Origin of the sequence: Paenibacillus sp. ClWae2A (assembly GCF_032452295.1) — a bacterium.
GTDB lineage: Bacteria > Bacillota > Bacilli > Paenibacillales > Paenibacillaceae > Paenibacillus.
In genome coordinates this window covers 233,807-260,646 of sequence record NZ_JAULSQ010000005.1, presented here as the reverse complement: position 1 = coordinate 260,646, position 26,840 = coordinate 233,807, and the positions used below count along the sequence as shown (strand labels likewise).

The 26,840-nt window shown below is 43.1% G+C and carries 27 protein-coding genes; 18 read left to right on the top strand and 9 right to left on the bottom strand.

Annotated features, from left to right (window positions below):
• Positions 1-24 precede the first annotated feature (24 nt).
• The 9 genes from QVE09_RS17855 to rarD all read left to right on the top strand — a co-directional run bounded on the left by QVE09_RS17855 (position 25) and on the right by rarD (position 8,046).
• Entirely contained in the window at positions 25-705 is a 681-nt protein-coding gene (locus QVE09_RS17855) for a DUF6602 domain-containing protein (RefSeq protein WP_315937861.1), read from the top strand.
• A gap of 43 nt (positions 706-748) precedes the next feature.
• Positions 749-4,093 (top strand): DEAD/DEAH box helicase family protein, encoded by a 3,345-nt coding sequence (locus QVE09_RS17850; RefSeq protein WP_315937920.1) that lies wholly within the window; start codon positions 749-751, stop codon positions 4,091-4,093.
• A 395-nt stretch (positions 4,094-4,488) separates the two neighbouring features.
• On the top strand, positions 4,489-4,854 hold the full coding sequence (locus QVE09_RS17845) for a hypothetical protein (protein WP_315937860.1): 366 nt from the start codon (positions 4,489-4,491) through the stop codon (positions 4,852-4,854).
• A 99-nt stretch (positions 4,855-4,953) separates the two neighbouring features.
• Positions 4,954-5,493 carry a 2'-5' RNA ligase family protein gene (locus tag QVE09_RS17840; RefSeq protein ID WP_315937859.1) on the top strand — a complete coding sequence of 180 codons (540 nt, stop codon included), beginning with the start codon at positions 4,954-4,956 and terminating at the stop codon, positions 5,491-5,493.
• A 31-nt stretch (positions 5,494-5,524) separates the two neighbouring features.
• Entirely contained in the window at positions 5,525-6,040 is a 516-nt protein-coding gene (locus QVE09_RS17835; protein WP_315937858.1) for a helix-turn-helix domain-containing protein, read from the top strand.
• The gene (locus QVE09_RS17830) at positions 6,024-6,293 is read left to right on the top strand and encodes a GyrI-like domain-containing protein (protein ID WP_315937857.1); all 270 of its coding nucleotides are present in this window, start codon (positions 6,024-6,026) and stop codon (positions 6,291-6,293) included. Before QVE09_RS17835 ends, QVE09_RS17830 begins: the two co-directional genes overlap by 17 nt.
• 168 nt (positions 6,294-6,461) lie before the next feature.
• Positions 6,462-6,854 carry a hypothetical protein gene (locus QVE09_RS17825; RefSeq protein ID WP_315937856.1) on the top strand — a complete coding sequence of 131 codons (393 nt, stop codon included), beginning with the start codon at positions 6,462-6,464 and terminating at the stop codon, positions 6,852-6,854.
• Positions 6,838-7,065: a hypothetical protein gene (locus tag QVE09_RS17820; RefSeq protein ID WP_315937855.1), complete on the top strand. Its 228-nt coding sequence runs from the start codon at positions 6,838-6,840 to the stop codon at positions 7,063-7,065. The genes QVE09_RS17825 and QVE09_RS17820 overlap by 17 nt, the downstream gene beginning before the upstream one ends.
• 102 nt (positions 7,066-7,167) lie before the next feature.
• Entirely contained in the window at positions 7,168-8,046 is an 879-nt protein-coding gene (gene rarD, locus QVE09_RS17815; RefSeq protein ID WP_315937854.1) for an EamA family transporter RarD, read from the top strand.
• 543 nt (positions 8,047-8,589) lie between these two features.
• Here rarD and QVE09_RS17810 read toward each other — a convergent pair.
• The 3 genes from QVE09_RS17810 to QVE09_RS17800 form a co-directional block, all read right to left on the bottom strand.
• Positions 8,590-9,045 (bottom strand): hypothetical protein, encoded by a 456-nt coding sequence (locus tag QVE09_RS17810; protein ID WP_315937853.1) that lies wholly within the window; start codon positions 9,043-9,045, stop codon positions 8,590-8,592.
• Between the two features lie 470 nt (positions 9,046-9,515).
• Positions 9,516-10,565: a glycoside hydrolase family 53 protein gene (locus tag QVE09_RS17805; RefSeq protein ID WP_397387055.1), complete on the bottom strand. Its 1,050-nt coding sequence runs from the start codon at positions 10,563-10,565 to the stop codon at positions 9,516-9,518.
• A 346-nt stretch (positions 10,566-10,911) separates the two neighbouring features.
• Entirely contained in the window at positions 10,912-11,139 is a 228-nt protein-coding gene (locus QVE09_RS17800; protein ID WP_017692425.1) for a hypothetical protein, read from the bottom strand.
• Between the two features lie 248 nt (positions 11,140-11,387).
• On the opposite strand from QVE09_RS17800, the gene ppk1 reads away from it, so the two are divergent.
• Positions 11,388-13,469 carry a polyphosphate kinase 1 gene (gene ppk1 / locus QVE09_RS17795; protein WP_315937852.1) on the top strand — a complete coding sequence of 694 codons (2,082 nt, stop codon included), beginning with the start codon at positions 11,388-11,390 and terminating at the stop codon, positions 13,467-13,469.
• Here the strand turns inward: ppk1 and QVE09_RS17790 are convergent.
• Positions 13,429-14,958 carry a Ppx/GppA phosphatase family protein gene (locus QVE09_RS17790; protein WP_315937851.1) on the bottom strand — a complete coding sequence of 510 codons (1,530 nt, stop codon included), beginning with the start codon at positions 14,956-14,958 and terminating at the stop codon, positions 13,429-13,431. The two genes, ppk1 and QVE09_RS17790, sit on opposite strands and share 41 nt — an antisense overlap.
• 26 nt (positions 14,959-14,984) lie before the next feature.
• The gene (locus QVE09_RS17785) at positions 14,985-15,239 is read right to left on the bottom strand and encodes a hypothetical protein (protein WP_017692428.1); all 255 of its coding nucleotides are present in this window, start codon (positions 15,237-15,239) and stop codon (positions 14,985-14,987) included.
• Positions 15,240-15,476: 237 nt separating this feature from the next.
• On the opposite strand from QVE09_RS17785, the gene QVE09_RS17780 reads away from it, so the two are divergent.
• On the top strand, positions 15,477-16,136 hold the full coding sequence (locus QVE09_RS17780) for a YheC/YheD family protein (RefSeq protein WP_315937850.1): 660 nt from the start codon (positions 15,477-15,479) through the stop codon (positions 16,134-16,136).
• Positions 16,137-16,491: 355 nt separating this feature from the next.
• Positions 16,492-16,635: a sporulation histidine kinase inhibitor Sda gene (sda, locus tag QVE09_RS17775; protein ID WP_017692430.1), complete on the top strand. Its 144-nt coding sequence runs from the start codon at positions 16,492-16,494 to the stop codon at positions 16,633-16,635.
• A 21-nt stretch (positions 16,636-16,656) separates the two neighbouring features.
• Here the strand turns inward: sda and QVE09_RS17770 are convergent, their stop codons facing one another.
• Together QVE09_RS17770 and QVE09_RS17765 are read right to left on the bottom strand one after the other, a co-directional pair.
• On the bottom strand, positions 16,657-16,908 hold the full coding sequence (locus tag QVE09_RS17770) for a hypothetical protein (RefSeq protein ID WP_315937849.1): 252 nt from the start codon (positions 16,906-16,908) through the stop codon (positions 16,657-16,659).
• Positions 16,909-16,984: 76 nt separating this feature from the next.
• Positions 16,985-17,959, bottom strand: a complete 975-nt coding sequence (locus QVE09_RS17765; RefSeq protein ID WP_210437008.1) for an NAD(P)/FAD-dependent oxidoreductase — start codon at positions 17,957-17,959, stop codon at positions 16,985-16,987.
• A 654-nt stretch (positions 17,960-18,613) separates the two neighbouring features.
• Here QVE09_RS17765 and QVE09_RS17760 point away from each other — a divergent pair.
• Positions 18,614-19,807 carry an NAD(P)/FAD-dependent oxidoreductase gene (locus QVE09_RS17760; RefSeq protein WP_315937848.1) on the top strand — a complete coding sequence of 398 codons (1,194 nt, stop codon included), beginning with the start codon at positions 18,614-18,616 and terminating at the stop codon, positions 19,805-19,807.
• Positions 19,804-20,055, top strand: a complete 252-nt coding sequence (locus QVE09_RS17755) for a hypothetical protein (RefSeq protein WP_315937847.1) — start codon at positions 19,804-19,806, stop codon at positions 20,053-20,055. The genes QVE09_RS17760 and QVE09_RS17755 overlap by 4 nt, the downstream gene beginning before the upstream one ends.
• 286 nt (positions 20,056-20,341) lie before the next feature.
• On the opposite strand, the gene hemQ is transcribed toward QVE09_RS17755, so the two are convergent.
• Positions 20,342-21,088, bottom strand: a complete 747-nt coding sequence (hemQ, locus tag QVE09_RS17750; protein WP_253440625.1) for a hydrogen peroxide-dependent heme synthase — start codon at positions 21,086-21,088, stop codon at positions 20,342-20,344.
• 410 nt (positions 21,089-21,498) lie between these two features.
• On the opposite strand from hemQ, the gene QVE09_RS17745 reads away from it, so the two are divergent.
• Both QVE09_RS17745 and QVE09_RS17740 read left to right on the top strand, forming a co-directional pair.
• Positions 21,499-21,792: a YuiB family protein gene (locus QVE09_RS17745; RefSeq protein ID WP_315937846.1), complete on the top strand. Its 294-nt coding sequence runs from the start codon at positions 21,499-21,501 to the stop codon at positions 21,790-21,792.
• 384 nt (positions 21,793-22,176) lie between these two features.
• On the top strand, positions 22,177-23,712 hold the full coding sequence (locus QVE09_RS17740) for a replication initiation and membrane attachment family protein (RefSeq protein ID WP_315937845.1): 1,536 nt from the start codon (positions 22,177-22,179) through the stop codon (positions 23,710-23,712).
• Between the two features lie 108 nt (positions 23,713-23,820).
• Here the strand turns inward: QVE09_RS17740 and QVE09_RS17735 are convergent, their stop codons facing one another.
• Positions 23,821-24,639, bottom strand: a complete 819-nt coding sequence (locus QVE09_RS17735) for a hypothetical protein (RefSeq protein ID WP_315937844.1) — start codon at positions 24,637-24,639, stop codon at positions 23,821-23,823.
• A gap of 541 nt (positions 24,640-25,180) precedes the next feature.
• Here QVE09_RS17735 and QVE09_RS17730 point away from each other — a divergent pair.
• Both QVE09_RS17730 and QVE09_RS17725 read left to right on the top strand, forming a co-directional pair.
• A complete protein-coding gene (locus QVE09_RS17730) occupies positions 25,181-25,741 on the top strand; it encodes a GNAT family N-acetyltransferase (protein WP_315937843.1) in 561 nt (186 codons plus the stop codon).
• A 137-nt stretch (positions 25,742-25,878) separates the two neighbouring features.
• Positions 25,879-26,544, top strand: a complete 666-nt coding sequence (locus QVE09_RS17725) for a type 1 glutamine amidotransferase family protein (protein ID WP_282320280.1) — start codon at positions 25,879-25,881, stop codon at positions 26,542-26,544.
• Positions 26,545-26,840: the final 296 nt, after the last annotated feature.

Below are 26,840 nucleotides of genomic sequence, written 5' to 3'. Positions count from 1 at the left end.
ATATTAATAGAGTAGGTGAATTGCTTGGCATCAGATATTCTGAAAATTTATGAAGAGTACTCTGAGCAAATTTTATTTTGCAAGTATTTTATCGCGGAATATTTAAATCATAATGCAGAGATGGGACGTTGTGGTGAGAATATTTTAATAAAAGAATTGCGAGAAAGATTTGGAATGTTAGAGTTTATTAGTGGATTTATAGTCTGTGATGGGGAGCGAAGCAATCAATGTGATATTTTAGTGTGTAGGAAAAATATGTATAAAAGGTGTTTGGGTGGAGATCTTTATTTAGTAGATCCAGCAGATTGTTTAATGGTAATTGAGGTGAAGGGAAATCTAACTTTACGTGATATTAATGAAACAAGTAGAAAAAATCAATTTTTCACTAGGTTTAGTGAAACTAAACACATCCAACTTGCTTTGTTTGCGTATAAAACTCGTGTAGCTAAGAAAACCTTATATTCTGAATTCGGATATAGATATGAGAGAATATCAAAATCATATAGCCAGAATAGAGAGGGGGTTAACATACAAATTGACTTGTTTGTTTGCTTGCATAGAGAAACTTTAAATTCAACAGCTTCTCGCGATAAACAACTACTTTTTATCAAGGATAGGCAAGAAGTCACAAAATTTCATCTATCTAGAGAATTTCCGGTTTTCCGGATTTTTTTAACATATATTTATAGTCTTCAAGAACAATGAGAGTGTTCTTTTATATTCGATTATTATTTGAGAGGTGAATGAAATGACTGCAAATTTTACATTTTTGAGTGTGCAAGCGCAATATGAGATGTTTGCACATGCTTGTATAGAAGCTGAACGTGTATGTGCGACTTCTCCTGCGATGTCCGCCGTGGGGAGCCGGAAGGCTTTAGAACTTGCGGTAAAGTGGGTGTATGCAGCAGATCGATCCATGCAGACACCGTATAAAGATAATTTACAGTCATTAATACACGAGCCATCGTTTCGTTTCGAAGTGGATTCACAGACGTGGAGCAAGCTTCCATATATTATTAAGCTAGGCAATCTAGGTGTCCATACGAACAAGAACATTACCAATAGTGAAGCTATGCTTGCCTTAGCCGCATTATTTGAGTTTATTCAATGGATCGATTACTGCTATGGGAATCAATATGAAGAACGCGTTTTTGTTGAGCAGTTGGTTCCAACAGAACAGGTTCATATAGATGTTAGACGGATTAAAGAAACACAAGGGCTGCTGTCTGAGAAAGAAAGTGAAATTGAAAAGCTTCGTGCTCAGGTGGAGGCACTAAGCAAGCAATTAACGCAAGACAAAGTGCAACATATAGAAGAGCGAACATTCACCCCTCAAGACATCTCAGAATTCCTCACACGTAAGAAATATATTGACGTTGATCTTAAATTATTAGGTTGGACCTTGGGTGAAGATGCTCGGGAAGAAGTCAAAGTGGAAGGCATGCCTAATGGCGAAAATGTTGGCTTTGTCGATTACGTGCTCTATGGTCGTGATGGGCTTCCGCTCGCTTTAATTGAAGCGAAACGTACATCGGTTAATCCCTTAGTCGGATTGCAACAAGCAAAGCTGTACGCGGATTGCCTAGAACAGAAGTATGGCCAGCGCCCCATTATGTTCAACACCAATGGCTTTGACACCTACGTATGGGATGATCAATCTTCTCCTCAACGCAGAGTCAGTGGCATGTTCTCACGCAATGATCTAGAAAAGCTAACCAAACGACGTACACAAAAGCAGCCACTAGAACAAATCGTCATTAACGATAAAATTACAGACCGCTATTATCAGAAAGAAGCGATTCGCGCGGTTGGTAAGCATATTGAAGAAGGCCATCGTAAGGCGCTTACTGTGATGGCGACAGGTACAGGGAAAACACGTACGGCATCGAGTTTAACGGATGTGTTATCTCGAAGCGGGCATGTGACGAATGTGTTGTTCTTAGCTGATCGTAAGTCCTTAGTTAAGCAAGCGAAGGACGACTTTAAGCAATATCTTCCAGATATGACCCTATGTAATTTGCTGAGCAACAAAGATGATAGGTTAGCAAGGATTGTATTCTCGACGTATCCTACGATTCTTAATGCCATTGATACAGCGAGGTCTGATGATGGACAACGTCTCTATACGCCTGCCCATTTTGACCTGATTATTATTGATGAAGCCCATCGTAGTATTTTCAAAAAGTACCGAGTCATATTTGAGTATTTTGATGCTATATTGTTAGGTTTGACAGCCACTCCGAAGTCAGAGGTGGACCGTAATACATATGAGTTTTTTGAAATGGAACGCGATGTTCCTACTTATGCCTATGATTATGAGACAGCTGTGGAGAAAGATAAAGTATTAGTTCCTTATTACAATATTGAGGTGCAAACGAAATTTTTGGAGAAAGGTATTACGTATGATGATCTCTCTCCAGAAGACCGCAACCGTTATGAAGATGATTTTGTTGATGAAGACGGTGAACTGCCTGAGGAAATTCCAGCTCCGGCGCTCAATAATTTTATTTTCAATCAAAATACGGTTGATCGGGTGTTAGAAGATTTGATGACTCGTGGTATAAAAGTTAGCGGTGGCGATCTCATCGGCAAGACCATTATTTTTGCTCAAAATAAAAAGCATGCCAACTACATCGTGCAACGCTTTAATAAGCTATATCCGCAATATCATGGTCAATTGATTCGCCAAATCACCTATGAAGATACCTATGCTCAATCATCCATTGATGAATTCAAACTAGCTGATAAAGCACCATATATTTCCGTTTCGGTTGATATGATGGATACAGGGATTGATGTGCCTGAGGTCGTGAACCTGGTCTTCTTCAAACGTATTCGCTCCAAAGCGAAGTTCTGGCAAATGATTGGACGTGGTACGAGGTTAAGGAAAGACTTGTTTGGTGAAGGCCAGGATAAAACTCATTTCATGATTTTTGATTATCTAAGTAACTTCGAGTTCTTCCGTCAAAATAAAGAAGGCTTACAAGGTGCAGAGACATTGAGCTTGTCCGAGTTCATTTTTTCCAAACGCGTGAAGCTGACTCAGCAGTTGCAGCATATGGATTATATGGGTGAAGCGTATCAAGCATTACGTGAGCAGCTCATTCATGACGTGTGGAGTCAAATTAATGCATTGAATCTTGAATTGATTTCGGTCAAAATGCAGCTTCAATACATTGAGAAGTTTAAGCATAAAGAAGCATTTATCTGCCTCTCTGAGACCGATGTATTTGAACTGAATACGAATCTTGCTTCTTTAGTATTTATGGATGATCGTGATGAATATGCCAAGCGATTCGACAATCTCTTGTATGGCTTAATGCTCGGTACATTCGGAGCGAATAAGCAATTTAAACGTAATAAAAAGCAATTGGTGGAGTTGGGTCAAGCACTACAAACCAAGGCTACTATTCCGCAGGTTAAAGCTAAAATTACGCTTATTAAAGCGATAGATACAGACGAATTTTGGTCGGAGTCAGTGATATTAGATTTTGAGAAGGTTCGTGTAGAACTGCGTGATCTCATTAAATTTATAGTGGACGAAGGTAGCAGTCGGATCATCTATACGAATCTTGAGGATGAGATTTTGGGTGAACGTATCGGCGAAGCACTGGGTGCAGCGTATGATTTTGAGAATTATAGATTGAAGGTTAATCGGTATATCGAGAACAATAAGGATCATCTAGCGATTCATAAGCTGCGAAACAATCTGCCATTAACTGCGGGTGATTATGAAAGCTTGGAGCATATCTTCACTGGTGAGTTAGGCACAGCATCAGATTACGAACGTGAGTTCAAGAAAACGCCATTCGGCCTGCTTGTTCGTAAGATTGCCAAGCTGGAGCATGAAGCAGCGATGCAGGCATTCTCTACTTTTATTAATGATCAGTCTCTTACGCAAGCACAGATTGTGTTTGTACGTAAGTTGATTGATTATATAGCAGAGAATGGGTACATTGAAGCTACATCCTCTCTAATGAAGGCACCTTTTGATCGACCGCAAAGTTTCATTAAGCTGTTTGATAGTACGAAGCAAAAGCAACTTGTTGATTTGGTGAATGCTGTGAGGGAAAACGCGGTTAACGTTATTTAAAATCATACACAAGTAAGTTTCATACTTCCAAAGCATTACTTTGGTTGATGAGATCGAGAAGCCACAACACAAAAACGAGCGCTTTACCGTTGTTGGCGAAGTGAAGTAACACTTTTAAATGATAATATGGAACATACAAACGGACGCTGATCTCCACAGATCGGTGTCCGTTTTTTTTGTGTTATCGAAAAGGGAAGTTCTGCAATAACGTTAGACAGATTAGATGATTATAGTTCAACTTCCAACTACTCCTTTGAATATATGTTATATTATTCTAAAGATGGGAAGGGGACGAGATTATGTGAAAACCATCTTCTCTTCATTGGAATTTCTGCGAGTTCAAAAGTACAAGGGAGTGAACAGTTGTGAAGATGTATTCTAAAGGAGTTATATTATTGATCTTTGCCGTTTTTATGATTAGTGTATCGAGTGGTTCAGGGTTATCCCAATATACAAACGTTAAAAATAAGATGAATCAATTTCACATCACTTCTTTTTATCCGAAAAATAAGAATGGACAGACATATGGTTCTGCCGCATATGCGACTTCTCCAGAAACGGAACCTGACTTAATCTTGGCTACTGGTGTGGATGGTACAGACGGATATCTGTTGAAAAAAGGCATGGATGGCGAGCAACCAAAAACACCTGAAGAAGCTATTGCGATACAGAACAGCAGATCACCAGATGGTCGTGATATTCCACTGTATGACAAGGATGGTGAAACCGTAATCGGTGTGTTTCATGTTGGAGGAAAGTGAAACGTTACTGAAATGAACACCATTCGTCAGTTGATCAAAAGGGTCGGTTGCTTTTTGATTTTAAGATTTATTTAGTTTGCTAAAGGATGTGACAGTAATATGAAATACTTCATTGGAATTACCTCTCCAGATGATTATAAAGAAAAAATTGTGGCATTTCGTGATCGTTGGTCCAGTAATCGTCTTAATGATGTAGTCGAGCCTCATATCACTGTAAAAGCGCAGGGTGGTCTTACCGTTGATCTTCATTGGTTAGAAAGTGTGAGACAGACATGCTCTTTAATGCCAAGTTTTCAATTATCATTATCAGAACCGGAATCGTTTGGAAGTGCTGTTACATTTCTTAGTGTTGAAACGAGCAATATCATTGAGTTACATCGAAATTTGGTAAAAGCGATTTCTCCGTCACAAGAACTTTTAGACCGTTACTTTGAAATGGATAAATATCATCCTCATTTAACCTTGGGGCAAACCTATTGGGGTATGAACGAGACTGAGATAGAAGAAATGAAGCTCTTAACAAGTAAGGAATTAGCTCCTTTTCCAACCTTTGATGTCAATTATGTACGCGTATATAAAGAAGTTGAACTGAATACATACCTACCATTTGAAGACATCCAATTGGGAACTGAAAAGTAAAGCGATTCAAATAACAGGCGGCGAGATCGAGTTGAAGGAAATTGCTCAATGTGCTTATTGTTCTTCACATCAGTTTCAGAGAATGTTCTCGTTCATTACCAATGTTTCACTTGCGGAATATATACGAAGAAGACGGCTGACTCTCGCTGCAATTGAATTGCAGAATAGTGATAGGAGAGTTGTTGATATTGCCATAAAGTATGGGTATGAATCACCTTTATCATTCGCAAGAGCTTTTCAATCATTGCATGGTGTGAATCCAGCGATGGCTCGTGAAGAAGGGACTGCCCTCAAAGCCTATCCTCGGCTTTCCTTCCTTATCTCAATTAAAGGGGAAGAGCCTATGAACTATCGTATCGAAACAAAAGAATCCTTCGAAATATTTGGAATTGAGAAAGTGTTTCAATTAAACGGAGTAGAGACCCCTGCAGAATTATGGAAGCAAAGCCACGAAAATGGCGAGGTTGAAAGACTTGCTACAAATGCCGGTGATCTACCGAACTCTTTGAATTCGAATTATCATAAAGTGCATGCTGTGTGCATTTAAAGGTGAAGCAAGTAAACCCGATGGTTACACAAGTATAACGATACCAGCACACACGTGGGCGATCTTTTCCTCTGATCCCTTTACATGGGATAAATTCGATGCAACCATTGAAACCTTATATAGACGATTCTTTTCTGAATGGCTTCCTACTACAGGATATGAACAGGTCGACGGAATGGAATTTGAAATTACTGGTGGTAAAGATGGACTGAATTTTGTTGAGCTATGGTTTGCTGTAAGAAAAATATCTTAGTTTTATTTCTTTTAGTCTTGAATGATAAAGTATTAAAGACAAATGGAGCAACCAACGGTGTCCGATTGGTTGCTTCGTTGTTCATTCACCTAATGGCCAGGGGAAATGCAACATTTTTCCTGTTAAACAGGTCAATAAAGATGTACCCATTAACATGATGAGAAGAAGGTGGAAAAACTGAAGCTTCGTATAATTACGTTAATATTTTTTATATCTAGCGTGTTCTTTATCCCAAATGCACAAAATGCTAACGCTTTGTCATGTGTTGAATCGGGAGGTCCCCAAGAACAGTTAGAAATATATGATGGAGCTGTTTATGGTGAAGTAAAGCAAGTAAAGGTCGACTTGAAGCGAGAGGGATTTACGGGGACCAAAGAGAAAATTAGATATATTTTAGTGGAAGTTGAGAGGAGTTGGAATACTGAAGTTGACTCTCAACTAATTATTGCAACTAACTTCACTTGGGGGTTTGATTTCAAGGAAGGTAACAAATACTTAATATACTTTAGCGAAGTGGATGGCGAATTAAGTAGTAGTCCGTCATTTGAACCAAGCAACTGAGCTATTCGGGGAAGGATTTCCACCAAAACAACAAGTGAACGTAGAACACAAAATGTGGTTTATGTTTGAGCAAGATATTGATTTGTTTATCGTAGGTGTAGTCGTATTTGCAGCGATCTTTATCTTCTTTATGAGATTAAGAAAGAAAAAACGCAAAGTATACTTTGGTTGCGCTAAACGGGGATTTTTGCTCAAAGAAAAAGCCATTTGAACTAGGCATGGATTTCTGTATGACCTATTACCCCCTTTACTTAAACGAGGATCGAGGCGTATAATCCGTTGAGACATTAGAGTAATAAGAGGGGAACTAGTTATGAACAATGGGTTAATTAACGCAATCATTGCGTATATCATGTGGGGGGTTCTCCCGCTGTATTGGAAGTTGTTTGAAAATGTACCGGCAGGCGAGATTTTATCGCACCGGGTTGTCTGGTCATTTGTCTTTATGGGGATTTTTGTTGCCGTCCAACGTCGTTGGAGTGACATGAAGCGCATTTTGACCAGTCGTTCGACGCTGCTGTCCCTTACTGCGAGTGGGCTGCTAATTGCTATTAATTGGCTTATCTTCATCTGGGCAGTTAACAATGGTCATGTTGTTGAGACAAGTCTGGGCTATTATTTGAACCCGTTACTGAATGTGCTGCTCGCGGTTGTCTTCCTTCATGAAAAGCCAAACCGTGGGCAATGGCTCGCGATTGCCATCGCTGGTGTCGCGGTGCTTATCATCGCTATCGACTACGGACGTTTCCCATGGGTTGCGATCTCGCTGGCCGTGTCATTTGGCTTGTACGGTCTGGCGAAGAAGAAGATTAAGCAAGACGCTTCTGTGGGTTTATTTTCGGAGACAGCTGTAGTTTTGCCCGTTGCACTGGGCTACTGGATCTACTTAGCCATAGTAGGAAAAGCCACGGCATGGACTCTGCCTGCACCGATGTTCTTCGAACTGCTGCTTTCCGGTGTGGTAACGGCGTTGCCGCTTCTTTTCTTTGCACGGGCGGCTGCTCGAATGTCGTTGTCCACACTCGGCTTTGTACAGTATATTGGGCCGACAATCATGCTGATCCTGAGTGTGTTTGTGTTCAAGGAAACGGTCTCGCCAGTTTTGCTCGTTGGTTTCGCGCTCATCTGGACAGCGCTCATCGTATACGCTGCCGCATCCATGCGTGCTACGAGACTTGCTAAGGTAAGCTGAACGGATGTATCTGGTATCGCCATAATTGCCCTTCCCGCGAATGAGGTGGAGAGGGCAATTTTTTGTTTGTTGGGAAGCGATAGGTCGATAAACTAAAAAGGAAGGCTGATCAACGTTATGGTAAAATACAGGAGTAGTAATCAAAAATAGTAACCAAACAGAGTAATAGAAAAACGAGGAGGCGACAGATATATGATGGTTAATAACACTTACCGCAAACGTGATCCATTCTTTGTAAAGAATGCTGTAGTTCAGATACTATTTCAGTTTGCAGTTTCAGCAATAATCGGTAGTATATATGGGTTCATGATGGTCAACGAGACGATAGGCAGATATATTAATAAACTATTACCGAGCACGGATGGTCCGGATCTTCATTTATATCTGCCTGTTGTGATAACGGTGTTCATCTACTCGTGTTTAATTCAGAAGAGACAACGGATTTTACTTGAAAAAATCTGATTTAGTTGTCTCCATATTTTGCTTGCCCTGCTAGGCTGTATTTCTTCAGTTGTTGTGTTATTGGTGATCTAATCCAAATCCCTACGTATCCACACCTTCAGCCCCATCAACTGCATCAATGACACCGACAGCGAGTGTTGTTACCGCAGCAGCAGCTAAAAGATTCTTGGCACCAAGCTTCACTCTGTCCTTATCTTCCTCTTTCATGCCCACAACAACATCTTTACCGCTGTTATATACATACTTGGCTGATATCGCTACACCTTTTGCAGTATTGGTTACGGCACCTCCAATATCGGCAAGCCCCGCGTCTATGGCGGTATCATCTTTTCGAATCGCACCACTCGCCAGATCATATGTCCCGCTAGCCAGTTGTCCCACGGTTTTGCCTGTATTAATCGTAGCTTTCTCTACGTCGTTTCCGATTTCTTTGATAAAGGGGCTTCCCGCAATTTCACCAACAACCCTCACGCTGCCGCCCAACACTTTCCCGGTAACTTCCCCAGCTAACTGACCGAGCCCTTTTATAAAACTCATCCTTATGCCTCCTCTCCTATAAAAAGTTGATCCTATGTGTTATCTCAATAAACTTATTATATTCATATGTAAGCCAAAAGAACATCAGTCTCCAGCCCGAGTGATGCAACCCCTCCTCGATTGATTGCGACACGCTTTAGGAGTGCCCGATCCGCCCCCGGAATGCCCACCGCGCTGCCCGCAAACACACAAAAGGCGCTACTCCCACCGGGAACAGCGCCTTCCGCCCTTGTTTACCTTACTACTAATCCATTTGCCTACACACGGTTTTAGAAGTGTCTCAAGGAGCAGCAACGTAGTGGAGGGGGCGGAATCGATTCTGAAGAAGCGGAGCGTTCGCCTTTATCCCCGGATTTTCCCCTAATAAGGGTAATTCATAAAATCTGGGGATAACAGCGATCATAAGAACGATCCGCCCCCGGAACGCCCACCACGCTGTCCGCCAAAGCCCGAACTTCTACCCACCGTACCTAGTCAATAAATCCTTCCATGACAGCCGTTGGCATCATATTGGACTGCCATGCGCCTTTGCCGTAGCCGCCGTTGTATCCTGGTGTAGCCTGAGGCTCCCAGTAGAATACACCTTTACCTTTGCCATTTGGCAGATTACGGATTTGGTTTTTCATCGCGGCAACAAAACTTTTACCTGCTGCAGCCTGATTATTGTCCATGCCAATTTCGGAGATGATGATCTCTTTGCCATAACGGTTGATCATATCCTTGGCGTTGTTTACCGTATTGGTCACAGCGGTGTTCCAGCCGGAAGCGGAAGGATAGAGGGACATGGCGATCATGTCAAAGTTAGCTCCGTTATTAATCAGACCACCAATATTCCATACATAGAGGGCATTATCATCTCCACCTGCGAGATGCACAATGGTTTTGGTGCCACTGCTCAGGGATTTCACTGCGTTATGGCCTGTGTTTACCAGCCACGCATAGTTTTTCATGTTGGTGGATGCTTTGCCATCTTCCCATAACATGCCGTTGCTTGTTTCATTCCCGATCTGTACCCAGTCCGGGGTAACGCCTTTGCTTTGCATCGCCGTCATCACATCACGAGTGTGGTTCCATACCGCATCCATGAGCTGTTGGAACGTGTAGTTTTTCCATGCGGCAGGTTTGGTTTGTTGACCAGGGTCTGCCCAAGAGTCACTGTAGTGCAGAGTGAGCATTACGCTCATGCCAGCATTCTTGGCACGTTGTGCGAGTGCAGCTGCACGATCTTTATTCATGTAACCGTTCCCATAATCATTCGAAGGATTAACGAATACCCGAATGCGAACGGAATTGATTTGATAGTCGTTTTTCAAAATATCAATGATGTCACGCTGTATCCCGTTTTTATCTTTCCATTTGTACCCTTGGGCTTCCATGCCGGGTACCCAACTGATGTCGGCTCCTTTGGCGAAACTTGGTGCTGCGCTGGCATGCTGACCTGCGGGCAACAGGATGGAGGTGAATAACAAAACAAAAGCCAACATGATGGATGTCTTGAAACCCCTTACATTTTTAAACATTACAAGATGCCTCCTCGGATTTGGGTTGAGTTGCATCTTCATTATAGCCATCTTGGTTGGCGCTACTAAAGGGTCTTTTTCCAATATTTTGGGTGTTTTCTTAACCTCTCTATAAAAAAGAGAAAACAAAAAGCCGTCCGAAGACGGCTTTTCTACCCGTGGCGCTTTTTGAAACATTGATCCGTATCCCGCGCCTCCACCAGACTCATTTAATTTGAGCTAGTGGATCGGGTAAGGGACACGTTCAACATGTCATTAGAAATGTTGACGCACCTCCTTTCCTTGTGGCAAGAGTATACAACACCTTGTTTCGGAAAGCTAGTCTTTTTTACGTATTGATGCAAAATTATTTTTCAGTCTGGAACATCGTGATATCCCGTGCATAATGACTCTTCGTTCCGTCATTGTTTCGGATGCGTACACTGTCTTCACTGATCCGCTCTACAATGCCACAACCGACCTCGCAATAGACGCCAGCCGGGTCTTCCTGCCATGCGCTTACCATACATTGCGATAGTGCCGCCGTGAAAAACTCTATATTTTTTTGTAACGTTCTAGGTTTGTTGGATTTCATTATATACTCCTTTAATCAGATATATTTGGAATGAGAACTAGCAACCGGACCAAATCACACTGTACTTCACTTTACTCTGTCTATTGACCTTTGTAAAGGGATGGAAAAAGTTGCGGCCATGAGGTATCATTTACATAAATTTTACGTAGCGTTTACACTGCGCTGACGCTTGATGTTGATTACGAATAGTACAATTATAGGAGAACTTCTAACGAAGAATAGATATGCAACACATTCGGAGGCCATACATGCATAGAGACGTCAAAACAGGCAACTACGTTAATCGTGATTTGAGTTGGGTTGAATTTAATCGGCGCGTACTTCAGGAGGCCCAGGATCCAACAACGCCTCTGCTGGAACGCATGAGATTTCTCGGCATTGTCGCTAGTAATTTGGACGAGTTCGTCAGTGTAAGGGTGGCGGAGACAAAAGAGAAGATCAAGGCCGGATTCACGCAAAAAGATTTTACAGGATACACGCCTTCGGGATTGTACCGCAGATTGATCAAACGTACCGGGACCATGGTCGCCGAACAGTATAAAACGTATCGTGAACTCATTCGTCTACTCGCCAAGAAAGGCGTAAACATTCAGGAATATACAGATCTTAATGTGACACAACAGCGCGCAATGGACCAGTACTTTCATGATATTATTTTCCCGGTACTCACACCGATGGCGATTGACCAGAGTCGTCCGTTCCCATTGGTGCACAACAAGTCGGTCTATCTGTCCGTAATGCTGCAGAAGGAAGGGGAGCAAGAGGGCGAGCCGTTTATGGCCATTGTCCAGGTACCTTCCAATCTTCCGCGGGTAGTTCAGGCTCCCATTCGGGCGAATAGCAAAAAGAAAACATTCATACTGATTGAAGACCTTATCAAACATCATATCCATACGCTCTTCAGCGGATATATCTCGCTGGCTGCGCAGGAATTCCGGGTGACCCGCAATGCGGATCTGTTCATTAATGAAGAAGAAGCGGAAGATCTGCTTGAGGCTATTGAAAAAGAATTGCGCCGCAGACGCCGCGGGGCTCCTGTACGACTGGAAGTCTGCAAGGATTTTCGTACGGACGCTTTGCTTGAATTGCAGGATGAATTCGATATTCAAGACCCGGTGTACGAAATTGATGGACCACTCGATCTGAGTTTTCTGGCTGGATTCGTGGATAGTCTGGAAGGTTTCTCGCATCTGAAGTACAGTCCGGTGAAACCTGTGTATCCACTGGAGTTCCTACCCAGAGAAAGTCATTTCGAGCTGCTGCGCAAACGGGATGTACTGGTGCACCATCCATACGAATCGTTTGAGCCGGTCACCGATTTTATATTGGAGGCTTCGGAAGATCCAAGAGTTCTGGCTATCAAGATGACATTATATCGGGTCAATGGCGATTCACGCCTTATTCCGGCACTTGCACTTGCAGCTGAGAGTGGTAAGCAGGTCACGGTGGTGGTGGAACTGAAAGCCCGGTTTGATGAAGAGCGCAACATTGCTTGGGCCCGTAAGCTCGAGAAGGCCGGATGTCACGTGGTATATGGACTGGTTGGACTGAAGACCCATGCCAAAATCATTCTTGTTGTACGCAGGGAGCAGCAGGGGCTGAGACGTTATGTTCATGTAGGAACCGGTAACTATAATGAGAGTACAGCCAAAGTGTATACGGACGTGGGACTGTTCACCTCTAATCCGATTATTGGGGAAGATGCATCCGAATTGTTCAATGAGATTACCGGATACTCCGGTCCGAAGGCATTGCAGGCGTTCCGTGTAGCTCCGGATGGTATGAAGGATGAGCTGTTTGCACTGATTCGTAGAGAAACAGAGCACGCGCTGAAAGGCAAACCTTCCAGAATTATTGCCAAGATCAACTCCTTATCCCATCAGGAAATGATTGATGAATTGTATGAGGCTTCTCAAGCCGGCGTGCAGATCGATCTGATTGTGCGTGGTGTATGTTGTCTGCGTCCGGGGGTAGAGGGGTTAAGTGAGAATATTCGGGTCATTAGCATTGTGGATCGTTTTCTGGAGCATTCAAGGTTGTTTTATTTTGAAAATAGCGGCAACCCGGATGTATTCATCTCCAGTGCAGATTGGATGACACGTAACCTGAATCGAAGAATTGAACTGATGTGTCCCGTATTTGATCCAGAGCTGAAGAAAATGCTGGTCGATATTCTTAATCTGTCCCTTATGGATAATGTCAAAGCCAGAGAGCTTATGCCTGGTGGCAATTATGTATTTGTAAAAAATGAAAAGCCCCCGCTGAGAAGTCAGACGGAGGCGATGGGTATTATCCCTTGGAAGCCTGCTGAATGGAGTGCGTTAACGTAACTCCCCAGGCTTCCTTCAGATCCTTGACGGCCTCTTCCAGGCCATCAAGTTCCAGTAACGGCTCAGCTGTACAGGTGAATTGCACCTGCAGCGAGTCGTTTTTTTTTGTTGCTTCAATCGCAGCGATGCTTTCGGATCGATTGATGGCTTCCGCTACGCGCAGCAGAGAGCCAATACGATGAGCATGCCGCTCATCCGAGTTTTTCAGAATGTCCCGGTGCTTATTCAGCAGCTGGGGCGTTCTTTTTTTTGGATGATAATCAGCTGCACTGGCACTTAGAATGGTCTCCCGATGAGAAAGCCCATAGATGCTTGAATTCATGATCCAATAGGCCGAGTGCTGGGTATAACGGAAATAGTTAATCTGCTTACCTGCCATATGCAGCATGGAGGACGCATACAGGATTCGAGCATCCGCGTGATCAGGAGGGGTACCTTGTAATGTCGTATACAGGGTAACCATATCCTGATGAATCCGTTGCAGACGTTTCTCTGGAATAGGCGGACCAAAATGGATAAAGTTGCGGATACTGTCCTTTAGCGCGTCTGGAACGACCGGCTGACCTCCAGCCATGTAATCACGCAACAACCCGTCTCGTAGACCCGCACCACTAACCACATAACGATCTCCCTGTATTAACTGGAAGACGGTTCGCAGGATCAGTACGCCGGGCACAATGATGTCTGCGCGATCTTTGGCGAGCCCAGGTACCTTTTTGCGCTGTGCCGAGGTGAGATGAGGCAAGGAGCGAGCGATGTTATCCATCGCTTCCTCACTGATCTCATAATGATGGGTGACAGGCAGAGAATACTGGGTACGCTTCTGTTCCACTTTGGCGAGTGTACGCATTGTGCCGCCAAGTCCGATGAGTGGCAGACCAGGATGCTCACGAATCCAATCCTGTCCACGGAGAGCCTCAATGACTTCGTTGCACAATGCATTTGCATTCTCCTCGGTCCACTGATCTTCGCCCCCGTAACGGGCATGTGAATTCACTGCACCAATAGGGAGGGAGATGCTATGTAACCTCTTCCGATCCCGAAAGACTGTGATCTCAGTGCTGCCGCCTCCAATATCCACGACGTAACCGTCTGCCAGTTCAATGGATTGAGTGACACCAAGGAACCCATAATAGGCCTCCCGATCTCCAGATACACATTCAATGGTAAGCCCCGTCTCTGTCTCCAGCCATTCAATAATCTCTAGGACATTGCTTGCATTACGAATGGCTGCCGTAGCTGCTGCGCGAATCAGTTTGGTCTGATACGCTTCACAGGTCGCTTTGAATTGACGCAAGATGGTGATGGCTTTATCCAGAGAATGGCGCAGAATGGTTCCATCGGATTCAACAACGCTGCTCAGACGAGCGGCGTATTTGTCTTCATGAATGATGCGATAGGCTGCGTCCTGATCCAGTTCATAGATAACTAGACGAATGGAGTTCGAGCCGATATCAATAATTCCTAAGGTTTCATTAGTACGTGTCATAAGCATCTCCTTCTACAGAGGTTCAACTACCCGAAGTGAAGAAGGGCAGCCATGGCTTCCGGTGAACCCGGCGGTGTTGCAGAGAAGGGCGTAGTTAACATAACAACAATGATAAAGACAATGAAACAGGCAAATATAAGACAACTCACGGCAAAGCCGCGATTACGCTTTTGCATAAACAGTCGAATACCTGTGACAAAGAGAAGTACCGTAACGGCTACCAGAACGATCGACATTGCAAAATAGGCTACGCCATAAAGTGATTTGAAAAATGCTTCCATTTGTTCTGAACGCTCCTTAGATCCTCATATTTAAGCCCTTCCAAGCCATTCCTTAGTAGCATACGACAGATTGACTTGTTTGAAAAGTAAACCGGGCGCTTGTTCCCATTTCCGCCATCACCCTGGGACAGGTTCCATGGAAAAGGGGCCATTGCCGTGGACAGACATCCAAGAAAGCAAGGCTTCTGTTGAGTATGTATAAGGAAGGACTATTGTTTCAAGGAAGGAGATCAACCCATGTCGAGACAACTTGCAAGCAAATGGCGGAAGACGGCGGCACTGATGAAATACCCGGTAGCGGCTGTCCATATCCCACAGACCAAGGCATTTAACTCGGGTAATCTGCTGCACATGCTCAGTCGTTATGGAATGGTGTATATCAAACCTATTGTAGGAGGCGGAGGTTACGGTGTTATCCGGGTATCGGCGAGCGGTGGGGCTTATCGATACACTCATATGAAAACAACCCGTTCTTTCGCCAGTTTCAGCCAGATGTATCGCTCTCTGGTGCGTGTAAAGGCTAGACGCAGGTACTTGATCCAGCAAGGCATTCATCTGGCAACGATTCAAGGGAGACCTGTTGATTACAGAGTCAAAGTTGTCAAAACCGAACGAGGCTGGGTATTCCGTTCCTTAGTAGGACGACTCGCTCGTCCCGGACTCTGTGTGACAAATCTGAGCAAGGGTGGCACCATGTTATCAGGAAGGCGAGCTCTTGGTTTATCCCTGCCCCATATATCAGGTCGGCACAAACGCCGGGAGATGCGTTCACTTACACTGACATGTACGTACATTATGGAACGTCAGTTCCCTGGGGTAGGTCAGCTTGGATTTGATTATGGACTGGATTATTCAGGCAAGATTTGGATTTTGGAAGTGAATACCAGACCTCAATAGAAAATGAATGGGAAAGCTCAAGAAAATTCCAGAAAAACCGATAATATATAGAAGAAAACGCTATGAAAAACGTTTGAAATTTTACATTACCGGGTAATTTACTCGCAACAAGTCTTGAAACTATGAATTTATCCCAAAAAAAATACGCTGATAAACGTTCTGATAGTAGTACAAACTTCCTGTGCATAAATATTGTCCACACTATACACGTTGATCACTCTACATTTTTTCCATTTATCAACAAACTATGCACAGGATTTCCACATATCATTGTGGATAACAAGAACGCTTGTTCTCTATATAAATCTCTGATATGATAGTTTTGAGGAAAAAAAAGGAAAGGTTGTGGCGGGAAATGGCTATGTTATCCGATGAGATGTTGTTGGATTCCTACCATAAAGCGATTGAGTTGAATCTCGAACGAGATTTCATCGCACTGCTGTTGGCAGAAATCCATAAGCGCAAACTGGGTACCGACGTATCTGCCATTCTTCACTAGAGATCCTCATTGCAGGCAATGTTACAGGTTTCCGGACAAGTCCCATAGTGAGACAGGCCACGGCGTGCTCATCTGACAATGGTGACAGTACATTACATGATTGCAAACGTTTTCGACTTCGTCTGCCGTGTCAGAGGAAGGTTGGGATACGTAGGGGCTGTATGGTCCGGTGTAATCGTCCAATTTGCCGCATTCTAACAGTCCCTGAAGGCAGTGGGGGCAAGCCTGCTCCGGTACAACCAGACCGTTACACAGCGGGCATATATAAGACAAGGGTATCCCTCCTGATATGGATTCACTCAGGAGTAAGATACCCTTTTTTGTATCAATATATGTTATTTCAGCGAAACTAGCGTTTCATGTTGCTGCTGTGTCCCGGGGACAACTTGGCATCCGGATCGAAGTATACCTTCGCATTGTTGACGGCTGTTGGAGCTTCGCCGAATCCGACAGCGATCAGCTTCAGTTTACCCGGGTAGGTTGTGATATCTCCGGCAGCGAATATTCCTGGAATGGATGTTTCCATGCGGGAATCAACAACGATGGAGTTACTGTCAATTTCGATACCCCACTCGGCAATCGGTCCGAGAGAAGAGACAAATCCGAAGTTAACGATCACGTCATCTACTTCGATTTCCTGTGTTTCTTTGGTTTTCACATGGGAAAGGGTTACCTTGGTAATGGTGTCATCCCCATGAAGTTCTGTGATTTCGGTCGGTGTAACGACATTCACCTTGGAATTCATCAGGTTTTCGACACTGTGCTCATGTGCACGGAACTTGTCCCGGCGATGGATCAGCGTCACTTGCTCAGCGATGGGCTCCAGCATGAGTGCCCAGTCTACCGCAGAGTCACCGCCGCCACTGATCAGTACTTTTTTGCCAGCGAAGGCATTCAGATCACTGATGAAGTAGTGCAGGTTGCTCTTCTCGAACTTGGCAGCACCTTCAAGCTCAAGGCGACGTGGTTCGAATGCACCTACGCCAGCTGTAATAATGACGGCTTTGGCATGATATTCATTCTCATCTGTCTTCACGACGAAATGTTGTTCATCCTTTTTCTCCACCGATACAACCTTTTCTTCAAGGCGGATGTTCGGGTTAAAATGACTCATTTGCTCAACTAGGTTATTCACCAGTTCCTGAGCCGTTACTTTCGGGAATCCGGCTACATCATAGATGTATTTCTCCGGGTAAAGAGCGGCAAGCTGTCCGCCAAGTTGTGGCATACTTTCAACCAGTGTAACGGATGCCTGACGCATCCCACCGTAAAATGCGGCGAACAGACCCGCAGGGCCTCCACCGATAATAAGTAAATCAGTCATATCATGACTGGAATTCTGTGCAGTCAAGAATCAACAACACCTTTCATATTTTAATAGGTAGTTAACAGATGGAATGTGCAGGCTACGTATCATAACCAGCATTGGTGCTGAACTGTCTTTCCTATTATAAACGGTGTATTCAGGGTTGCAAAGTTAGCGGCGTCACGAAACTGGGAACAATTGATGAAGATCAGATGAGAATAGGATGAAATTGGAAATGAAAGGTTATGAAAAATAACAAAAAAAACCTTGATCTTTACTAGAAATACAGATATCCTTGACCTGTACTATGTGTTTTTTTGTCTAATTTAGAGTCAATATGTAATATGGAGACAGATCCCGTGTTTTGTAGAATCTTGTGGTTAATTTCACAACTTGAAACGATAACTTGCGTGCAAACGTATCAATTTCATAAACCCTTTAGTTGCTTCAATCAAGTCTAGATATAGATCAAAACAGTTCAATATATCGATATCTAGTTTCATAAAATCCATTTTTAGTGAGTTATGAAATTGATGCAAACGTTTAAATAAATTCGCGAAGTTAACATTTGTCGTCATAATGGGCAAGACCTCATCAATATTTGTAAGTATGTGCATTTTGCATCTCACCCAAGATCGGGCTGATGCAAGTGAAACCGGAAGGGGTATAGACATGAGCAGTATTCCCAAAATCGTCATCCTCGGCGCGGGCTATGGCGGGATTCTGACAGCCCAGCGGCTGCAGAAGGAATTGAACTATAACGAGGCCGACGTCACATTGGTGAATCGGCATGATTATCATTATATTACTACACATCTACATATGCCGGCAGCCGGCACGGATACCATTGAGCATGCAAGAGTCCCTATTTCGAAGCTGATTGATGAGTTCAAGATTGATCTGGTCAAGTCTTCTGTGAAGGAGATTCGTCTACAGGATCGGAAGATTATTCTGGAGGACGGTACCTTATCCTATGATTATCTGATTATTGGACTAGGCGGTGAACCTGAGACTTTCGGTATTCCAGGGATGCTCGATCACGCCATGACAATCCGCAGCATTAATTCGGTCAGACTGATTCGAGAACACATCGAATATCAATTTGCGATGTACAAAAACGATAACAAACGAAATCGTATTCGGTTTGTCGTAGGTGGAGCGGGTTTCAGTGGTGTTGAATTCGTAGCTGAACTTGCAGATCGTATTCCACAGCTGTGCAAGGAATTCGACGTGAACCCAAAACATGTGCACATCTATAATGTAGAGGCAGCGCCTTCGGCCTTGCCTGGATTTGACCCGGAACTGGTAGAACATGCGATGAATGTGCTCAAGAAGAAGGGCGTTACTTTCAAAATTGGTGTTCCAATTAAGCAATGTCTCCCGGACGGGGTTATTGTGGGTGAGGGTGAAAAGCTCGATGCTGCTACAGTCGTATGGACCGGTGGTATTCGCGGTAACTCACTGCTTGAACAGGCAGGTCTTGAAGTGATGCGAGGACGTGTGAAGGTAGATGATTATCTGCGTGCCCCTGGACATGAGAATGTTTATGTCATTGGTGATAATTCACTTGTCTTTAACGCGGAAGGACGGCCTTATCCGCCAACAGCCCAGATTGCGATGCAGCAGGGTGTGAACTGCGCCAAGAACGTCGTGGCATCCATTCGCAAGAAACAGCCACAACCTTTTGTATTTACGAGCAAAGGCACGGTTGCCTCATTGGGTAAAGGTGAAGCTATTGCCGTTGTAGGCGGCAAGAAATACAAAGGCTGGAAAGCGGCTCAGCTGAAGAAGCTGGTTGATCTGCGTTATCTGTTCATCATTGGTGGTATTCCGCTGGTACTGAAGAAAGGGCGGTTTTTTGGATGAGACATTGCAGTGTTCAGGTCCGGGGACTATTAACGCGTGAGGAACTGGATCGATACAACGCCCTGATGCAGGTCGGTGGTTATCTGGAGGAACAGGATCAATATGATCTGGCCTATATCGTGCAGAAAGAAGTAGATGTTCTCATTTTGCCCGCGATTGAGCGCCTTAAAGAGAAGGGGCGTGACCGTGATCGGGCCACAGCCGAGTTCCTGGAATCACTAAAAGCGGTTGATGAGGAGCAAGATTAGAGACATAACCTTCCAATCGCTGTTATCCCCAGATTTTTTTGATTCCCTTTTGTTAAAGGGAAAATCCGGTGATAGCGTATGCTTCCGATGCAGCTTTCTTTCAGAAAGCTTGTAGCTTCGCTTTTTCAGGTTTTTTCTGTCCTTTCCGTTTTTGGGTAAATAAATAGTTCAAACAATATAGATCTAAATCAAGCTTGAGGTAGTAGAATATTGATAGATAGTAAAGCACCGCAGACAATATCCTTAAAAGGAGATGTCGCGGTGCTTTATTATGCGTTGCACAATTTTAAAGTTTAAGCATTTCTTCCAAAGTACCTTCGTTCAACAGACTTCCCACGTAGAACGAACCGAATTCGCCATAACGGGCGCTGACTTCATCGAAACGCATCTCATAGACGAGTTTCTTGAACTGAAGTGCATCATCCGCAAACAGCGTAACGCCCCATTCCCAATCGTCGAAACCGACAGAGCCGGTAATAATCTGTTTCACTTTACCCGCATAGCTGCGGCCAATCATGCCGTGACTGCGCATCATGGTACGACGCTCGTCCATGGACAGCATGTACCAGTTGTCATTCAGCTCACGTTTTTTGTTCATCGGATAGAAGCAGATGTATTGCCGTTGTGGCAGAACAGGTTTCAGACGGGCGATAATCTCCGGATTCTGCATCGGGTCTTCGCCTTCTTTGCCAAGGTAGTTGCTCAGTTCCACTACACTGACGTAAGAATAAGACTTCGTTGTGTACTGGGCAAACATCGTTTTGTTAAACGCGTTCTCAACAGCCTTCAGATCTTCCAGCGTTTCACGCAGGTGCATCATGACGAGATCGGCTTTTTGACCTACAACCGTATATACGACTGTACTTCCTTTGGATGAATCCTCGACTTCTTTCCATTCTTTCCAAAATTCTTGAAGCTCGTCCAGTGCTACAGCACGTTCTTCATCGTCTGCTGCTTTCCAGGCGGCCCAGTTAATCGAGCGAAAATCATGCAGGGCATACCAGCCCTCCAGTGTTGATGCGGCTTCGTTCATTGGTTGTGTTCCTCCTGCAAGGTATATTTCCAAATCCCTATAAGGGGTTGTTCAAAAAGTCCGCTTTTGATTACGAATAATGCCTGTTGGCATCATCAGCATCGAATATGGCATTCAGCCGAAATGTCCGTTGCTCACGTAGCTTCCTACGCTCCGCTACTCCATTTCTAGCTTCATTCCATCTTCTCGGTACTGAAAACCAGTCTTTTTGAACACGCACTATAAGGGATGGGTGAGTGCTTTATCGTTTACATTGTATCCCAACATGAAGGAGAAGGGCAAATGAACAGAGTATGAATATAGGGAAATTTGTCCAGAAAGTTCGTTGCTTCGCCACATTTTTTGCGGTACACTAACTACTATCCAGAAGTGAAACCTGAATGTGTGAAAGAAGAGGTGAGTGTCGCCCGATGCAATTTATACCTGTGTTGGTATTAATGGTATTATTTTTCGTTATGATGTTTGGTATCGGTTTCATTCTGAACATGCTGATGAAGACCACCTGGTTTCCTTCCTATCTGTTCATCATTGTGATTTTGCCTGTCGTCGTGTACTCTCTATGGGATCATACGTCATCTCTGATGTCACATCTGGGTTCTTTCCAGCTTGTAGACTATATGACGGGCATCGCTGGACTGGCTGGTGCGGTAATCAGTGGCTGGACGATCCAGAAGTTACGTTTGGGTGGGTACAGAATGTTTTAGATTGTTGGAAAGTGTAACACATGCCACTGTATTCGCGTGAAAGTCTTGTCTTTGTCGTAAACGCTTACGAGTACAAAGGGAAGGCTTTTTTGCTGTCTATTTATATTAGAAGGATTATTGTACACTTGTACTTCATATACATCTGGAGAACATTCTCTTCAGATATTCCCTTGTATTCTGCGGCTACAGCTTTTATAGTATTCTAGCGGCTCTCGACATTTTTATTTTAGAAATTTACTGAATTCGGCGAAAACGTGAATGATGTCGACCTAGGACGAAACGGAGCGAGAACAGGCCATCTTTTTACCTGTTTTTGAGCATTTGACGATCAGACATTTATGATAGAATAGATAAACATACTTTTGGGGAGAAGGAGATCAGGCTATGCGCATGAAGAATCTGCACCATTATACTGAACATCATCGCTACTGCGTATACAGGGAGTTTGGACTTAGCGCCCTGGATGACCGTATGCTTACAGGAGCATATCAGCCCATGGTAGGTGCTTTTGCGGTTGGCTTGTATCGGCTGTTGTTTCAGCATCTTCCCGGTGAGCAGGTCGGTTATTCGCCGCTTGAACAGCAACGGAGGCTGTTCATGACGCTTGGCTTGGAGCCAAGCGAGAAGGGGCGTAAATATCTGGTAGAGCAGGCGTCCAAGCTTGAAGCGGTGGGGTTACTTCAGACTTCACGGCTATATATACCGGAAAATGATGATTACATCTACGAATATGAGCTGCAACCGCCGCTCTCTCCGGCAGAGTTTTTTCGGACACAGCATTTGACACTGTTGCTTCGTGACAAGATAGGTAAATTCGCCGTCCTATCCCTGCGTTCGGGTTTCTCGGCAGTGGAAAATGGGGACGCGCCTTATCCGGCAGCCAATAAAGAGAATATTTCCGTTCCCTTTTACGATATATTTGAATTGAATACCCATGTAATTGATTACGAGCTGGAGCAAGCATTGTCGGAAGTATCAACTACGGCCCAGCGGACAGGCACGAACGGTGCAGTAGAAGAAAACAGTTTGAACTATGCCGACATTATTTTGCGTTTCCCGCGGGAGTCGGTCAATCGGCGTCATGTAGAACAGTTGCGGTTCGATCATGAACAACTGGGCATTGTAAATTATGTCGTGAACAAGTTTAACCTCAGTGTGCAGGATGTATGCCGTCTGCTGGATGAAGATGATATCTTCAGTCCACAGGGCCAGCTGATTCTGGATGATCTTCAGCATAAGGCGAGCATGCAGTTCAGGCAGACGAAGAAGCGCCATGAGCAACAGACCGTACAGGCAGCCAAGGTCGTGGCACTGAGACAGCATATGGAGGAGCCAGAGCGGAAAGAAGACTCCGGTGAACCACCTGTTGAGCATGGGGTACAGATGGAATATTACGTCGAAGTACCTCCGCAATTTATGACCAAGTGTGATATTCATCAATACAATATGATGTTACGTAATGAGCCCTATACCCGCCTGCTGCAGACGTTCTTCCCAGGAGCTGTACCAGACAATCTGATCGATATATTTGAGAAAATTGATCTGAGTTACAAGTTACCTGGTGAAGTCATCAATGTATTGATTCATTATTTGATGGCATTGCTTGTATCTGGTGGAGAGCAGCGGATTAACCGTAACTTCGTTGAGGCCATTGCCTCCAACATGTTGCTCAAGCAGGTGAACTCATATGAGAAAGCTGTTCAATATATTCGTGATCAGGCCAAGGTCAAAGGCAAACAGGCTGCTGGTGCAGCTGGAACCCGTACCCGTACATACGGCAAAGGAACCAAAGCTAAACCCGAAATTCCGATTGTACAAGACATAAGCACCGATGGGGATGCCGTATCTGAGGAAGAGTTTGAAGAGATGATGAGATTTGCCCAACAGATGCAGGCGAGTAAACAAAAAGGAACTTCTTAAATATTTTAATAAAACCAAAAAGACGAGTCCTCCCATTAATGGAGACTCGTCTTTTTGCTATATAAGTTGAACTAAAGAATCGATTTTCCGTCCAATCAAATTTTTTCATTATTTCGTAGGATATTTATCTAATTTAAACCACTGCTGAAATTCTTTTTTTGTGATTTTTTTTACAGGCTTAACTTTTTTGGTTTCTGTATCGTATCTGAAAAGAATCCATTGATCTGGAGGATACTCACTAATGAAATCAATACTTTTTCCGTTCTTATGCCATAAAATTAAACCTGTGCTAATATAGTTGGTTGCCCGAGGGAGATAAACAAAACGGTCTTTCTTAGTATCGTATATTGCTAAAGTGCTTTTCTCCGTATTTCCATAAGAAAATGCAATGATGTCTTCTTTTGGTGACCAATTATATGATGAAATGGTTTCTACATTTTGTTTACCTGCTTTTTCAAGATGTTCGTTTAAAATTGTGTTCTCTCCTGTTTTAAGGTTCACGAGAATGAGGTTGCTGCCGGCACTTTTTTCTACTTGGATAACAATCCATTTATTCGATGGAGATTGAGCAACACTAGTGATATCCAATAATTTAACTTTAAAATCTCCTGTTTGCAGGGTGTACCTTTCTTTACCATGAGTAACTACAATGGTGTCAATGATGTTTTGCTCAAAATCGGCAGTAGCATCTAGCTTTAAGGTATTTGCAGTTATAGAGGTGTTGTCACCTTTCCACATAATTTTGTTTGAGCCTATTGTTTTTTCAAACTTAGGTATACTCTGGTATGTCGAAAAGTTCACAGATGTTGAGTCAGCAGCAATGTGTGCTACTTTATCAGAAGTGTGAAACGAAGATGAAGCAATTGATAACGTGCCTAAGCTACCTAAAACAATGACGCTTGATAATAAAACATTGGTGTATTTCATTATTATCTCTCCTTCATTTTGGGAAGGCGGTTACATGATGTGATTCCCTCCAGAACTACTCCAATCTTTGCTTATCATTATAAATTTGTAAAGATATGAAATTATAGAGAATTATCATCCAGCGCGAAAAGTAACGATTGAAGTATATCCTCAGGATGACTTTATTGAAGGTACAACAGAAGAGGCTATTCTCAATTTAGAGATCCCAACGTTCGAACAATTAGATAATGATACCTGGGATTTCGAAACGATGAAGGGTTTTCAGTTTTCGTTCCTATTTGTAGAGTTTGTTGTTCAACAATATGGAATAGACCAGTTAAACAAATTGATCCGTAACCCCCAGGATTTTAATGGTATCTTTCAATGTTCCGAGAAGGAATTACATCAGAAGATGGTAGAATTTATAAGTAAGTAACCCATACAAAAATGTATGTTGCCCGGGGGGAAGAACCGGGCTTTTTTTAACGTGGTTAGAGTTATGGTAAAGGTACTATCAATAAATTGGGTTATTTTGTATAATGTATATAAAAAGGGGTTGTCTATGAATCCTATCATGATTGATTTTCCAGATGAGTTTTTTACAGAGCGTCTACTGATTAGAATGCCTAAACCAGGTGATGGAAAGGAAGTATGTGAAGCTGTAAATGCTTCTATAGAAGAGTTGAAGCCTTGGATGAAATGGGCTCAGGAAAAGCATACGGAGTATAATTCAGAACTTGGGATAAGAGAAGCTCATATTAAATTCCTAAGTAGAGAAAACCTAAGGCTACTTGTATTTTTGAAGGATACCGGGCAATTAATAGCCTCTTCTAGCTTACACAGCATTGATTGGGAAGTTCGAAAGTTTGAAATTGGGTATTGGATTGATACTAGGTATAGTGGGAAAGGTTATATGACTGAAGCTGTACAAGGTATCACTGATTTTGCTTTTAATCATTTGAATGCAAATCGAATAGAAATACGCTGTGATACTAAAAACACTAAAAGCAAGATGATCCCCGAAAGATTGAAGTTTGACATGGAAGGTGTTATTAGGAATGAAGACCTGTCTGTTGATGGAAGTGAATTAAGAGACACGAACATATATGCATTAGTAAAGTAAGAATCGTTTAGTGATGCGATTGTTTAAGCCAACGAGCAGGTTAACGCGGCTGAAGAACCGTTCATCTTTCTAGCATGTATAATATGTTTTCGTTAAGAATGGATGAATGTAAATAATACATATGGAGGTAATTAAGTTTGAAAACTCACTACTATTTCAGTTGGTTTAATCATTTTTTTCCTGAGAAGCTGGTCCATTGTTTACAGGAGGATATACAAGACAGAAAATCGCTTGTTATGATTAGTGCTAATCCGTCTGGTTATAAAGATGAGCAAGTTAACTTTGATGATGTTTCTGAATGGACATGGTTGAATCAGGCTAACATTATTTTTGATGAATATCATTTCATCGATTACCGTATGCAGAAAGAAGATGCTCAGCGATTCATTCGGAACGCTTCTGTCATTTTTTTATGTGGTGGATATCCTGTTTTACAGAACGATTTTTTGTTGGATTATGAATTATCGGATGTTATTAAGAATAGCAATGCCATTATAATGGGTGCCAGCGCCGGTGCGTTAAACATGGCTGCAAAATGGTTAAGCTTGAATAACACTGATGAAGTTGAAACAAGTACTATTTATAATGGTATTGGTTTTGATCATTTTGCCTACGAATCTCATTCTCAACGCGACTACGCCACGTTTGTTCAAGGCTACCTGTCCCCCTTGTCTGAAGCGATTGATGTTTATGCGGCAGAACAGGAGAGCGCTATACGTGTAAAGGACGGCAAAATAGAAATAATGGGACCTGTATATTTAATTTCCCACTCAAAGATTCAGAAATTGGTTGAGACGCTCTAATTAGGGTGAGTGGCTGTGACCTTACATAAGTAATTCCTTTTGAGTAAAAAATCAAGGCTAACAGGCGAATCATTTCAGGTCTCCTTTCTATAATTGGAATACAGTTTGTAAACAGATGCAATCTTAATATCCCAAGGACTTATAGTCGGCAGGGTATCGAAGTGATCAGTTGCTTATTTCAACTAACGGACTGACAATAGGGATCGTTGCACAAATGCTAACGATCCTTATTGGTATACCTTTACAGAAAGTAGAGAACACGAAAATTATGTTAGGATGATGAGCTCCTCATTAAA